This window comes from Cellulosimicrobium sp. RS (assembly GCF_046159675.1).
Taxonomy (GTDB): Bacteria; Actinomycetota; Actinomycetes; order Actinomycetales; family Cellulomonadaceae; genus Cellulosimicrobium; species Cellulosimicrobium funkei.
Genome location: NZ_JBJXVU010000011.1, coordinates 120,127 through 132,803, shown reverse-complemented (window position 1 = coordinate 132,803; position 12,677 = coordinate 120,127). Strand labels below are relative to the sequence as shown.

At 75.3% G+C, this 12,677-nt stretch carries 9 protein-coding genes; 1 reads left to right on the top strand and 8 read right to left on the bottom strand.

Annotated elements, in window-relative coordinates:
- The 4 genes from ACI769_RS16710 to ACI769_RS16695 form a co-directional block, all read right to left on the bottom strand.
- A complete protein-coding gene (locus ACI769_RS16710; RefSeq protein WP_051028309.1) occupies window positions 1-1,347 on the bottom strand; it encodes an ABC transporter substrate-binding protein in 1,347 nt (448 codons plus the stop codon).
- 54 nt (window positions 1,348-1,401) lie between these two features.
- Window positions 1,402-3,033, bottom strand: coding sequence for an FAD-dependent oxidoreductase (locus tag ACI769_RS16705; RefSeq protein ID WP_034650647.1), 1,632 nt, complete (start codon window positions 3,031-3,033; stop codon window positions 1,402-1,404).
- A 48-nt stretch (window positions 3,034-3,081) separates the two neighbouring features.
- Window positions 3,082-4,170 carry a LacI family DNA-binding transcriptional regulator gene (locus ACI769_RS16700; protein WP_034650649.1) on the bottom strand — a complete coding sequence of 363 codons (1,089 nt, stop codon included), beginning with the start codon at window positions 4,168-4,170 and terminating at the stop codon, window positions 3,082-3,084.
- Window positions 4,171-4,419: 249 nt separating this feature from the next.
- Entirely contained in the window at window positions 4,420-6,411 is a 1,992-nt protein-coding gene (locus ACI769_RS16695; RefSeq protein WP_085387435.1) for a DUF1349 domain-containing protein, read from the bottom strand.
- A 259-nt stretch (window positions 6,412-6,670) separates the two neighbouring features.
- Between ACI769_RS16695 and ACI769_RS16690 the strand changes: the two genes are divergently transcribed.
- Window positions 6,671-7,699, top strand: a complete 1,029-nt coding sequence (locus ACI769_RS16690; protein ID WP_409142001.1) for an acetylxylan esterase — start codon at window positions 6,671-6,673, stop codon at window positions 7,697-7,699.
- A gap of 58 nt (window positions 7,700-7,757) precedes the next feature.
- On the opposite strand, the gene ACI769_RS16685 is transcribed toward ACI769_RS16690, so the two are convergent.
- From ACI769_RS16685 to ACI769_RS16670, 4 genes are all read right to left on the bottom strand, one after another.
- Window positions 7,758-8,708: a 4-(cytidine 5'-diphospho)-2-C-methyl-D-erythritol kinase gene (locus ACI769_RS16685; RefSeq protein WP_081600140.1), complete on the bottom strand. Its 951-nt coding sequence runs from the start codon at window positions 8,706-8,708 to the stop codon at window positions 7,758-7,760.
- On the bottom strand, window positions 8,705-9,646 hold the full coding sequence (gene rsmA / locus ACI769_RS16680; protein ID WP_051028311.1) for a 16S rRNA (adenine(1518)-N(6)/adenine(1519)-N(6))-dimethyltransferase RsmA: 942 nt from the start codon (window positions 9,644-9,646) through the stop codon (window positions 8,705-8,707). Before rsmA ends, ACI769_RS16685 begins: the two co-directional genes overlap by 4 nt.
- A gap of 132 nt (window positions 9,647-9,778) precedes the next feature.
- Window positions 9,779-11,233: a transglycosylase family protein gene (locus tag ACI769_RS16675; RefSeq protein ID WP_409142000.1), complete on the bottom strand. Its 1,455-nt coding sequence runs from the start codon at window positions 11,231-11,233 to the stop codon at window positions 9,779-9,781.
- Between the two features lie 341 nt (window positions 11,234-11,574).
- Window positions 11,575-12,564 carry a helix-turn-helix transcriptional regulator gene (locus ACI769_RS16670; RefSeq protein ID WP_409141999.1) on the bottom strand — a complete coding sequence of 330 codons (990 nt, stop codon included), beginning with the start codon at window positions 12,562-12,564 and terminating at the stop codon, window positions 11,575-11,577.
- Window positions 12,565-12,677: the final 113 nt, after the last annotated feature.

Genomic DNA, 12,677 nt, shown 5'->3' with positions numbered 1-12,677 from the left:
TCAGTCCCCGAGCAGGGGCTGGATCGCCGCGCACGTGTCGGCGAGGACGCCCTCGACGTCCGCGTCGGCGGTCCACAGCGCGTCGAGCTGGGCGCGCACCGTGTCCTGCAGCTTGGCGAAGTTCTGGTGCGACGGCTTCGTCACGGCGCCCTGGATGCCGTCGACGACGACCGCCTGGAGCTGCTCCTCGCTGAGCTTCGGGTTGGCTGCCCCGAGCGTCTCGGCGGTGAGCAGCGACTCGCGCGGCGGCGGGAAGTACGCGGCGAGCGTCTCGGCGTTCTCCGGGTTGGTGAACCACGCGAGGAAGTCGGCCGCGACGTCGGGGTGCTCCCCGGCCGCGAAGACACCGATGCCGGCCTGGCCGATGACGTTCTGCTGGCCCGCCGGGCCCGCCGGGAGCGGCACGACGTCCCACCCGAACGAGTCGTCGAGCGACGACGCGCGGCTGATCTGCGTGATCGTCATGGCGGAGTCGCCCGCGAAGAAGTCGGCCGTCGTGCCGGGACCGGGCAGCGCCTTGTCGACGAACGTCGCGTCGTGGACCCACGTGAGCGCGTCGACCATCTCGGGGTCGGTGAACGTGCACTGCGTGCCGTCCTCGCTCCACGGCGCCGCGTCCCAGCCGTCCCAGATCGTCGACAGGTTCTCCCAGACCTTGTAGTCGAAGTCGCGCACCACGAGGCCCTGCTTGCCCGACGTCGCGGCGGCCGCCGCCGCGATCTCGCGGACCTGGTCGTAGGTCCAGTCGCCCGACGCGACGAGGTCGGCCGGGTTCGGCTGGCCCGCCGCGGCGACCTGGTCGGTGTTGACGAACAGCGCGAACGGCGAGTTGGAGAACGGGTAGGCGTAGAGGCCGCCGTCCTTCTCCCACAGCGCGAGCGACGAGTCGAGCAGGTCGTCGTACGCGTACCCCTCGGTCTCCTGCAGCTTCGGGCCGACGTCGACGAGCGCGCCGCTCGCCACGAACTCGGGCGCGTAGCTCTCGAGGATCCACGCGAGGTCCGGCGCGTTGCCGCCCGCGAGCTGCGTCGTGAGGGACGTCGTGTAGTCCTCGAACGGGATGGTCTCGAACGTCACGCCGGACACGAGGTCGGGGTTCTCCGCGACGTACGCGTCGGCGATCTCCTGGAACTGCGAGAGCTGCGTCTCGTCGGCCGTCCAGACCGTCATGCGCAGCTCGACCGGCTCGCTCGGGGTGCTCGGCTCGCCCGCGACGTCGTCGCCGCCGCCGGAGCACGCGGTGAGGACGAGGGCGAGCGCGACGCCGCCGGCGGCCAGGGGTGCGCCGACGAGGCGGCGTCGGCGCGGGGCGGACCGAGGGGCCGACCGTGGGGTGAGGGGGTGCATCAGTTCTCCTTCGGACTGAGGGTGGGCGGGGGTGCCGGGCGCGGGGAGCCCGGGTCAGTAGGGGTGGGCCTCGGCGGGCCAGCGCAGCTCGACGCCCGCCCGGACGAGCTCGTCCTGGTAGTCGGCGAGGAGGTCGGCCTTCGACTGGACGGCGTGCGGCGTGCGCCCGGTCGCGAGGCAGTGGGCCGCGAGGTGGCCGGCGGCCTCGCCGACGTTCCACTCGACGGGGTGCAGGCGGTAGCACCCGTTCGTGATGTGCGTCGTGCCGATGTTCTTGTTGGCGGCGAGCAGGTTGGTCACGCGCTGCGGCAGCAGCGCGCCGAGCGGGATCTCGAACGGCGTCGACGCGACGTCGATGTACGTGTCGCCGCCCGTCGAGGGGTGCAGGTCGATCCGGTACATGCCGACGCCGACCGAGTCGTCGTAGCGCGTCGCGCCGCGGTCGCCGCGCACGGCGTACGAGACATCGTTCTCCGTCACCGTCGTCACGGCGCGCAGGCGGCGGGACTCGCGGTGGTAGGCCGCCTGGGCGAGGCCGTCGGCCGAGCCCATGACGTCGGGCCGCAGGCGCAGGCCCGGGAAGCCGGTCCCGCCGTCGGCGCGCGGCGCCTCGGTCTGCATCCAGTAGAGCATCGAGAGGCTGAGCTGCCGGGCGTCGGCGATCCGGGCCTCCTCCACGTCGCGCGGCACGTCGAGCACGGGCTCGAGGAAGTAGTCGATGCTCGGCCAGTTCACGAGGCACAGGTCGCTCGCGTAGTGGCCCGGCGCGAAGAGGTCGCGGGCCGCGATACGCCGGAACGTCCAGAGGTTCCCGTCGCCGGGGTTCTTCGACTGGTCGGCGTCGACGGCGCGCGGGTCGTCGCCCGGGTTCGGGGTGAACGACCGCACGTCCATCGCGAGCGTGCGCGGGTTGGGCGCCTCCCACGACAGCATCCGGCGCCCGTTCCACGGGCCGGGGGTGTACGTGCTCCAGAAGTCGTAGCGCTCGGGGCGGTCGATCGTGTGGTCGCCGTCCACGTGCTCGACGGCGAAGCACACGCTGAGGGCCTGCACGTTGTCGGGCTGCGCCTCGTCCGGCGCGCTCGGCTCCCCGGTCTCGCGGTTCGACTCGAACCCGGTGACGTACTCGGTGCCCGTCAGCGGCAGGAGCTCGCCCGTCTCGGTCGCGTCGACGACGAACGCCGCGTGCACCGTCACGGCCGCGCCCGCGGCGTCGGCGGTGACCGGGGTGAGCGTCACAGAGGTGACGCGGTCGCCGTCGGTGGTGGCCGCCGTCGGGCGCACGCGCTCGAGCAGGCGGATGCGGCCCGCGGACCGCCACGGGGCGAGCATCTCCTCGAGCACGCCCACCGCGACGCGCGGCTCGTGGCACAGCTTGGAGACCCAGCCCGCGCCGGGGTTGAGGGCATCCCACGTGCGCGCGGCGTCCGTGAGCGGGTAGGAGCGGCGGTAGACGTCGCGGATGCCGTCGCGCAGCGCGCGGTAGCGCGCGGTCACGCCGAACCGCTCGACCCACGGGCTCTCGTCCGGCGGTACCGCCTGGGACGTGAGCTGGCCGCCGATCCACGGGTGCTCCTCGGTGAGGACGACGCGGGCGCCGCGCTCCGCCGCCGCGAGCGCGGCGGCCACGCCGCCGAGCCCGCCGCCGACGACGAGGACGTCTGCCTGGAGGTCTGCATGGGTCACGCTGGGGTTTCCGTTTCTCTGGTGCTCGGTGGTGCGGTCTGAGGTCGGTCAGGCGGGTGCCGCGACACCCGACGGCGCGGCGACGGTCTCGCCGTCGACGTCCACGCACTCGAGGAGCTGGTGGAGCTCGTCCTCCGGGACGGCGACGGCGCGCGACGCGCGGCGGTCCGAGCGCCCCGAGCCGGACTCGGCCGCGACGAGGCGGGACAGCAGCACGAGGGCGCGCGCGCCCATCTCCTCGCGCGGGATGGAGAAGCCCGACCAGCGGCGCCCGCCCGGGCGCCCGTGGTGCGGCTGGCCGAGCAGGAGCACGGAGACGTCCGCCGGCACGCGCACGCCCCGGTCCTCGAGCTCGTCGACGAGCTCCTCCGGGGAGTTCTCGGGCGCCACGACGACGGCGGTGAGCCGCTGGTCGACGATCTCGGCCGCCGTCGCAGGGACGTCGTCCAGCTCGACGAACCGGACGGTCAGGCCGTGCGCCTTCATCGTCGCGCGGTAGGCGTCGACGCGGTCGAGCGTGGGCTGGTCGGTGCCGCGCGGACCGACGTACCCGATGCGCTCGTGGCCGAGCTCGACGAGCCGCTCGACCTGGCGCGCGGTGGCCGCGACGTAGTCGGCGCCGACGTAGGGCAGGCGTCCGCCGTCGCTGCCGCGCTTGCCGATGAAGACGAAGGGGTAGTTCGTGTCCAGCAGGTGCTGGAGCTCGCCGCGGTCCTCGTGCTGGCCGAGCAGCAGGCAGCCGTCGGCGATCCCGAGGCGCTGCCAGCCGTCGCGCGTGAGGCGGCGGCGCCCGTCGACGACGCGTGCGCTCGTGAACAGCAGGATGTCGATGCCGAGCTTCTCGGCCGCGTGCTCGATCCCGACGAGGAACGGCCCGTAGAAGTCGCGACCGGAGCGCGGGAACGTCGCCTCGTAGGTGAAGACGCCGAGGATCTGGTTGCGCCCGCCCGCCAGACGCTGCGCGACGGGGTTCGCCGAGTAGCCCGTGATCCGGATCGCGTCGAGCACGCGCTGGCGCGTCTCCTCGCTGATCCGCACCCCCGCGGGCGTGGAGTCGTTCAGCACGAACGAGACCGTCGCCTGGCTGACGCCCGCCATGGCGGCGACGTCGGCCTGGGTGATGCGGTGCCTCGGCATGGATCCTCCTCGATCACGTCGTCGATGACGTGGAAGGAGTCTCGCCAGGCGAGGCCCAGCCGGTCAACGAGGTAATACGCATTATTACGTCGGGACCCGCGCGGCTCCGCGGGTGGACGGGCGTCGGGTGATCCGCATAATGCCGCACGGTCGTCGCCGTGGCCGGGCGTGCGGCGCGGGACGCACGACGGGCCCGGCGCCGCACCGTGGTGCGTCCCCGGGCCCGTCGCCCCCTGCTTGCGCCGCGCGCTACCCGCAGGTCAGCGCGCCGTAGGGCGCGGTCGTCGTGCCCCGCCCGACGCCGTCCGCCCCCACGACCTCGACCGTCGCCTCCCCCGCCGCGACCGTCGTGGCCCGCGTCGCGAACGACTGGTACGCGCTGCGCCCCGGCGCGACGTCGGCCACGGTGCGCTCGCCGAACGGCGTCGCGAGCCGGACCGCCACCGCGTCGTCGCCCACCGGGCGCGCCGTCACGGCCACGTACGCGCGGCCCGCGAGGCACCGCGTGACGGCCTCGACCTCGACGGCGGGCTCGTCGTCGTCGCACGCCGCCGCCTCCTGGGCGGTCGGCGTCCAGCGGAACCAGTCGAAGGACGCGACGATCTCCGGCGGCGTCGCCGAGCCGCGCATCGCGAACGGACCGACGCCGGTCGCCCGGAGCGCCGCCACGTCGACCGTGCGGCCCCACGGCGCGAACTCGACGCCGTCGACCGACACCGACGCCTGCACGGCGGTCCCGTCGCTCGTCAGGCGCAGCCAGAAGGTGTCGCCGAGGCCCGCAGGCGGGACGACCGAGTCGAAGCCGGTGTTGCGGTCCGTACCGTTCTGGCGCCAGATGAACTCGACCCGCGGGCCGAGCGACCCGTGCACCAGGTCGAGCTTCGCGTAGTTCGCGTCGTCGCGGTACAGCAGGAGACCGCCCTGCTGGAACCGCTCCGTCGGGGACACGGAGACGGCCGTCGTGACCTCCCACGGCCCGGCGGGCACGGCCTGGAGCGGCAGCGCGGCGCCCGCGACGCCGGTCGGGTACGCCGGGACGCGCAGCGCGCCGTCCACGAGCTCGTGCCGGGCCGTCCCCGGCCGGACCACGGTCCAGCGCGCCGGGTCGAGCGTCGTGCCGTCGAACTCGTCGGACGCCGCGCCGCTGCACCGCTCGCGCAGCGGGTCGGGGTCCTGGCCCGGCTCGGGGGGCCGCACGGCGTCGGGGTCGCGCTGCGCCCACGCGATCGTCGCGCCCAGGCGGTCGCCGGACTCGTAGAAGAGGTACGTCTCGTCGCCGTCGGTGACGATCTCGGGGGCCGCGACCCGGCCCGTGTCGTCGCCCACGCCGCTCGCGCGGTGCAGCTCCCACCGCGGGCCGACCTGCGTCATCGTCGGGTCGAGCGTGCGGGCGAACGTGATGCCCGTGGAGCCGTGGTAGATCACGTAGAGCTGACCCTCCCACTCCCACAGGTTGCCGCCGGACACGTTGGTGCCGGTCGCGGCGTCGGGCACGACGAGCGGGTCCGGCCGCACGACCCAGGTCTTGCCGTCGACCGACTCGGCCAGCTTGATCCGCCGGATGTTGTCGGTCCGGTTCTGCATGTACGTCATGGCGAACCGGTAGCCGGACGACGGGTCCGGGTGCTCGACGACGCGCGCGTACGACGTCTCCGTGGTGCCCGCGCCGCTGTCGGCGTTCGTCACGGCGACCCCGGAGTCGTCGAACGCGAGCCCGTCGGGCGACGTCGCCCAGCGCGTCGTGGAGTTCTCGCCGTGGAAGTACAGGAGCACCTGGTCCGTCGCGTCGTCCCACAGGACGTCGGGCGACGAGACGTGCGAGACGCGCTCGTAGAACGGCAGCCACTCGTCCGCGACGATCGGGTTGTGCGTGTACTCCGTCCACGGGCCCTCGAGCGAGTCGGCGTACATGACCGAGATGCCGCCCGGGGAGTCGTGCGGGGCGTAGTAGAGGTACCACTCCCCCAGCGGGTCGTCGAGGTGCGCGCCCGCGTGGAAGACGCTCGGGAAGATGAACTCGTCCGTCGGGTTGTACAGCATCGACTCCTTGTCGGTGACCACGCCGCGGTACTCGAACACGGGCAGGTCGGACGCGGACGGGCCGTCGGTCGTCGCTCCGGTCGTCGCCCCGGTCGTGGTGGCGGCCGTGGCCGCGGGCGGCGGTCCCGCGGCGAGGGCCGTCGCGGGGACGACCGCCCCGGCGGCGAGGACCGCCGTCAGGGTGGCGACCGCCGTCGCCACGGCGCGCGGTCTGCGGCGTGGTGCTGCTGCTCGGGTTCTCACAGGGGGACCTCCGTCGGTTCCTCGCCGGCGGCGTCGTCGCCGCCGGGCGCCACGTCGAGACGTGGGCTGGTGGCAGTGTCGCCGGACGAGCACGGTGAAGGTCAAAGGGATGATGCGCATTATTAGCGTGCTCACGGTGCGCCGGGCCGCGACGCTAGAGTCGTCCCGACCGCACCTGAACGTCGGACATCAGACGTATTGACCGGAGGATCGCCCCGTGCCGCTCTTCGACCTGCCCCTCCCCGAGCTCGAGACCTACGCCCCCGCGCTCGACGAGCCCGCCGACCTCGACGCCTTCTGGGCGCGGACCCTCGCGGAGTCGCGCGAGGCGGGCGGGGACCTGGCTCGGTCGGTGCGGCTCGAGCGCGTGGAGACCGGCCTCGACCTCGTCGTCGTCGACGACGTGACGTTCCCCGGGTTCGCCGGCCAACCCGTCAAGGCGTGGCTCGTGCGGCCCGCCGAGGCCGCCCGCGCCGCCGCGGCCGGCGACGGCGCCCCGCTGCCCGCGGTCGTCGAGTTCCTCGGGTACGGCGGCGGTCGCGGGCTGCCCCACGAGCACCTCGCGTGGGCGAACGCCGGGTACGCGCACCTCGTCGTCGACACGCGCGGGCAGGGCAGCCAGTGGGGCAGCGGCGGCGGCACGCCCGACCCTGCCGGGTCGGGGCCCGCCGTCCCGGGCGTCCTCACGCGCGGCATCGAGGACCCGCACGACCACTACTACCGCCGCGTCTTCACCGACGGCGTGCGCGCGGTCGACGCCGTGCGCTCGGTGCGCGGCATCGAACCCGAGCGCGTCGCCGTGCACGGCGTGAGCCAGGGCGGCGGCATCGCCATCGCCGTCGCGGGCCTCGCCGACGGGCTCGTCGCGGCCCTCCCCGACGTCCCGTTCCTGTGCCACTACCGCCGCGCCGTCGAGATCACGGACCGCGACCCGTACCGCGAGCTGACGCGCTACCTCGCCGTCCACCGCGACGCGGAGGAGACCGTGTTCCGCACGCTGTCCTACCTCGACGGGGCGGTGCTCGGCCGCCGCGCCACCGCGCCGGCGCTGTTCTCCGTCGCGCTCATGGACCAGGTCTGCCCGCCGTCCACCGTCTACGCGGCGTACAACGGCTGGGGCGCGGCCGCCGGGGCGGCGCCCGGCGCCGAGCGCGCGATCGACGTCTACCGCTACAACGAGCACGAGGGCGGCCAGGGCTACCGCTTCGCCCGTCAGCTCGCCTGGCTGCGCGAGCACATCCGGTAGCCGCCCGCGGGTACCGCTCGGACGGCGCCGGACCGGGGCCTTCCGCCAGCAGGCCGGGTCAGTGCGCGACGACGCGCGCGCCCGCCGCGGGGGCCGTGGTGCACCACACGGTGTCGCACGCGTCGTTCGCGGTCCACGAGGCCGCGATCGCGAGCGCGTGCTGGCGGCTGCGGGCCAGCGCGGCGACGGTCGGGCCGGAGCCGGACACGATCGCACCCAGCGCGCCGGCCTCCGTCGCGACGTCGATCGTCCGCTGGAGCTCGGGCCGCAGCGCGAGCGCCGGGCCCTGGAGGTCGTTGCGCAGCACCTGCCCGAGCCCGACGGCGTCGCCCGCGCGCAGGGCCTGCATGAGCGCGGTGTCCTCCGCGAGGTCCAGCTCGGCGGGCCCGCCCACGGTCTCGTCGAAGGTGCGGTAGACCTGCGCGGTCGACAGGCCCTCGGCCTGGACCGCGAACACCCAGTGGAACTCCCCGCGCGTCATCGCGGGGGTGAGCACGTCGCCGCGCCCCGTCCCGACGGCGGTGTGCCCGACGAGCCCGAACGCGACGTCGGCCCCGAGCCCCGCGGCGAGGCGGACGAGCTCGGCGCGCGGCACGCCCGCGTCCCACAGCGCGTCGCACGCGACGAGCGCGGCGGCGGCGTCGGCCGACCCGCCGGCCATGCCGCCCGCGACGGGGACCTCCTTGTGGATCTCGAGCCGCACGTCTGGGTCGAGCCCCACGTGCTCCGCGAGCGCGACGGCGGCGCGCCACGCGAGGTTCGTCTCGTCGGTCGGCACGGCGTCCGCCTGGAGGCCCGAGACGCTGAGCGAGACCCCGGAGCCGGGCGGCACCTGGTGCGCGACGACGTCCTCGCTGAGCCCGACGGCCTGGAAGATCGTCACGAGCGGGTGGTAGCCGTCGTCCTGCACCGCCCCGACGCGCAGCGAGAGGTTGACCTTGCCGGGCGCGCGCACGCGGACGGACGGGGGCGGCGCGAGGGAGATGCTCGGCGGGCGCGGGGGTGTCACGCGTCCACTGTGCCAGGTCGGCCGGTGGGCCGCCCCGCGGCGGGGGCGGCGCCGCGCGCCGGACGGTCGGCGAGTCCGACGCGACGGACGAGCTGCTCGGCGACGCGCGCGAAGGCCGCGACGTCGAGCACCTCGCCGCGCGCCTGCGGGTCGACGTCCGCGGCCTCCAGCACCTCGGCCGCGACGCTCGCCGAGCCGGCGAGGCCGGACAGCGCCGAGCGCAGCATCTTGCGGCGCTGCGCGAACGCGGCGTCCACGACGGCGAAGACCTGCTCGCGGGTCGCGGCGGTGGCGGGCGGCTCGCGGCGGTCGAGCGCGACGAGGGCCGAGTCGACGTTGGGGACGGGCCAGAACACGGAGCGCCCGATCGTGCCCGCGCGCCGCGCGTCGGCGTACCAGGCGGCCTTGACCGACGGCACGCCGTACGTGCGCGACCCGGGGGGCGCGGCGAGCCGGTCCGCGACCTCCGCCTGCACCATGACGAGCACGCGCTCGAGCGAGTCGAAGCGCTCGAGGAACGTGAGCAGCACGGGCACCGCGACGTTGTACGGGAGGTTCGCGACGAGCGCGGTGGGCGGCTCGCCGGGCAGCGACGTGACCTCGAGCGCGTCGGCGCCCACGACCTCGAGCCGGTCGCCGACGTCGGGAACGTGCGTCGCGACCGTGTCCGGGAGCTGCCGCGCGAGGACGGGGTCGATCTCGACCGCGACGACGCTCGCGCCCGCCTCGAGCAGCCCGAGGGTCAGCGAGCCGAGCCCGGGCCCGACCTCGACGACGCGCTCGCCCGGGCGGACGTCCGCCGCGCGCACGATCTTGCGGACGGTGCCGCCGTCGTGCACGAAGTTCTGGCCGAGGGTCTTGGTGGGGCGGACGCCGAGACTCCCTGCCAGGTCACGGATCTCGGCCGGACCCAGCAGGGCGCCTCGGGTATCGCTCATGGGACGCAAGCCTACCGACCCGGCGCCGACCGCCCCTCGCCGGGGACGACGAAGGGCGGGACGCCGTGCGCCCCGCCCTTCGTCGTCGTCCACCGGTCCGCCCTCAGGCGGCCGGGTGCGTGCCGTGCAGGCTCAGAGGAGCCCGAGCTTGCGCGCGCACGCGGGCCACTGGCCCCAGCCCGAACGGGCCTGGAGCGCCTGGGCACGCTGCGTCTGCTCGGCCGCCGAGGCCTCCGACGGGAGGCCGGAGCCGCCCATCGCCCGCCACGTGGGGAGCGAGAACTGGTAGAGGCCGTAGTAGCCGTTACCGGTGTTCGTCGCGGGGTTGCCGCCGGACTCGCACTGCGCGAGCGCGGACCAGACCCCTGCCGGGGCCGACCCGAGGTCGGCGGCCGGGGCGGGCGCCGGGGCGGAGGAACCGCCCGACGAGGAGCCGCCCGACGACGAGGACGACGAGCGCTGCGGCGCCGCCGGCTTGGGCTCCGGCTTGGGGCGCTCCTTGGTGCCCTGCACGAGGATCTTGTTCACCGGCGGCGTCGTGACGCCCTCGGAGACGAGCTCGCGGGACTCCTCCACGCCGTCGACCGTCGTGACGCGGTGCACGGTCGTGTGGACGCCCTCGGCGCCCTCCTGCTTGACGACCGGGTCGAGGTCCTTGAAGCGGTCGGCGTCCTCCTCGGTGACCGTCTCGAACGGGACGGCCGCGTCGGTGGCCACCTCCTCGACCTTGACGCGCTGCACGACGAGCGAGACGGGCGCGGCGTCCGCCGCGGCCTCGGTGTCCTCGGACGTCGCGACGGCGGCCGGCTCCTCGGTGGCGGCCGCGTCGGCGGCGGCCGCCTCCTCGGCCGGGGCCGTGGCGGCCTGGGCCGCCTCGACCTGCTCGGTCTTCTCGACGTGGACGCGGTCGAGCTCGCCGAGCTGGACGCCCTGCTGGTCGAGGATCGCGTCGATGCCGATGCTGCCGTCGGGGGCGACCTTGGTCTCGCCGTCGACGACGACGTTCACGGGGCCGTCCGCGTCGAGGCGGATCGGGAGGGAGGCGCGCTCGCCGGAGCGCGACGCCACGAGGCGCACGTCGCTGCCGCGCGAGGCGAGGGTCGTGAGCGCCTCGTCCGCGTCGAGCGACGTGAGCCACACGGAGGACTGGGAGCCGTCGACCTGCACGGGCACCTCGCGCCCGTAGCGCACGACGACGTCGCCGCCGCCGCGCAGGGCGGAGTCGACGTCCGGGACGACGAGGTCGCGGTCGCCCACGGCGACGTCCTGCTCGGCGAGCAGGCCCTCGACCGAGCCGGCGAAGGTCGTGACGGTGGTGATCTGGCCGTCGACGTCGAGCTCGACGGTCTTGCGCGCCTGGCCGTAGGCGACGGCACCGGTCGCGAGGAGCACGACGGTGGTCGCGCCGGCGACGAGCGGCCAGCGGCGGCGACGGTGCGCGGTGGTGGTCGCGGGGCTCTGGGGGCTCTCCGCGAGGGTCTCGGTGGTGTCGGGGGTGATGTCGGCGCCCTCGGGGGCGCCGGCCGCGTCAGCGGTCCGGTGGAAGGGGTTCTTCACTCGGGTCCAGTCGTCGTGCGTCCCGGGCACGGAGGCTCGACGGCGCGTGGCACCACCCGTGGCCCACGGCGGACTGACGTCCTCCGCGGCGGGCGCACACGTGCGACCACGGGTCTCGAGCGGCCGATCCGGCTGCCGGCGCCACCCTCGGCACCCCTTCCCCAGGGCCCGTCGACGGCGCACCGCTCGCGTCGGTCCGGGCACGTCCCGCCGGTCCGAGTGGACCGTCGGAGCACGCCGTTCACGCGCGAGCGACGATCGACCGTAACCGATCTGTTATCGAAGTCCAACCCCTGGGGGGATACGCTGGCGAGTTCTGTCCGGATTTCGGCGTGAATGTCGTGCGCTCTCCACGAGTCCCGCACGCCGCCTCACGCGCCCTCCCCCTCCCCGTGCTCGTGCCCGTGCGCGCGCCCGGCGCGCGCGCCGCGCGCCCCGAGCCGCGCCAGGACCGTCGCGAGCTCGGGCGGGTCCAGCACGGTGACGTCCACGTCCAGGCTCAGCAGGAACCCCGCGACCTGGGCGAGCGACGTGCCCCCGGTCTCGAGCACGCACGCGTCGGGGCCGTCGTCGGCGAGGGCGCCCGCGACCGGGGAGAGCCGCTCCGCCACGACGCCCGCCGGGGCGTGCAGCCGCACCCGCACGGGCCGCGCCCACGCGGCGGAGCCGACGCCCCGCACGACGTGCGCGACGGCGTCGCCGCCCGGCACGGGGCGCAGGACGAACCGCGGGCCGCCGGGCGTGCGCAGCGTCAGCCGGTCCACGCGGAAGGTGCGCCAGTCGTCCCGGTCGAGGTCGAACGCGAGCAGGTACCAGCGGCGCCCCACGTGGACGAGGCGGTGGGGCTCGACGGCGCGGGACGTCGTCGTGCCGTCGTGCGCGCGGTAGTCGAGGCGCAGCCCCGTGCGCGCGGCGACCGCCGCCGCGACGTCGGCCAGCACCTGCGCCCCGACGGCGGGACCACCGCCGGGTGCGCTCGCGACGGCGGCGCGCAGGGCGTCCGCCCGGACGCGCAGGCGGGCGGGCAGGACCGTGTCGAGCTTGACGAGCGCGCGCGCCGCGACCTCCTCGACCCCGGCGATCGACCCGGTGGCCGCGGCGCGCAGCGCGACCGCCACGACGGTCGCCTCCTCGTCGTCCAGCAGCAACGGCGGCAGCGCCGCCCCCGAGCCCAGCCGGTACCCGCCCGCCGCCCCCGGGGACGACCGCACCTCGTAGCCGAGCAGGCGCAGGCGCTCGACGTCGTTGCGCACCGTGCGGGTCGTCACGCCCAGGCGGTCGGCGAGCTCGGGCCCGGACCAGGACGCGCGCGCCGGCAGGAGCGCCAGGAGGCGCAGGAGCCGGACCGAGGTGTCGAGCACGTCCCCATCGTGCCGCACGATGCGGAACCGCACGTTCCGCAGCGGGGTCTACGGTCGACGTGTCGGCCCCGCCAGGGGCGACGGGAGGACGGGACCGGGCACCGCCCGACGAC

Bases quoted from the DNA above. Each gene is read 5' to 3' on its own strand.
- ACI769_RS16710 (WP_051028309.1), bottom strand. From the start codon at position 1,347: ATGCACCCCCTCACCCCACGGTCGGCCCCTCGGTCCGCCCCGCGCCGA.
- ACI769_RS16700 (WP_034650649.1), bottom strand. From the start codon at position 4,170: ATGCCGAGGCACCGCATCACCCAGGCCGACGTCGCCGCCATGGCGGGC.
- rsmA (WP_051028311.1), bottom strand. From the start codon at position 9,646: ATGAGCGATACCCGAGGCGCCCTGCTGGGTCCGGCCGAGATCCGTGAC.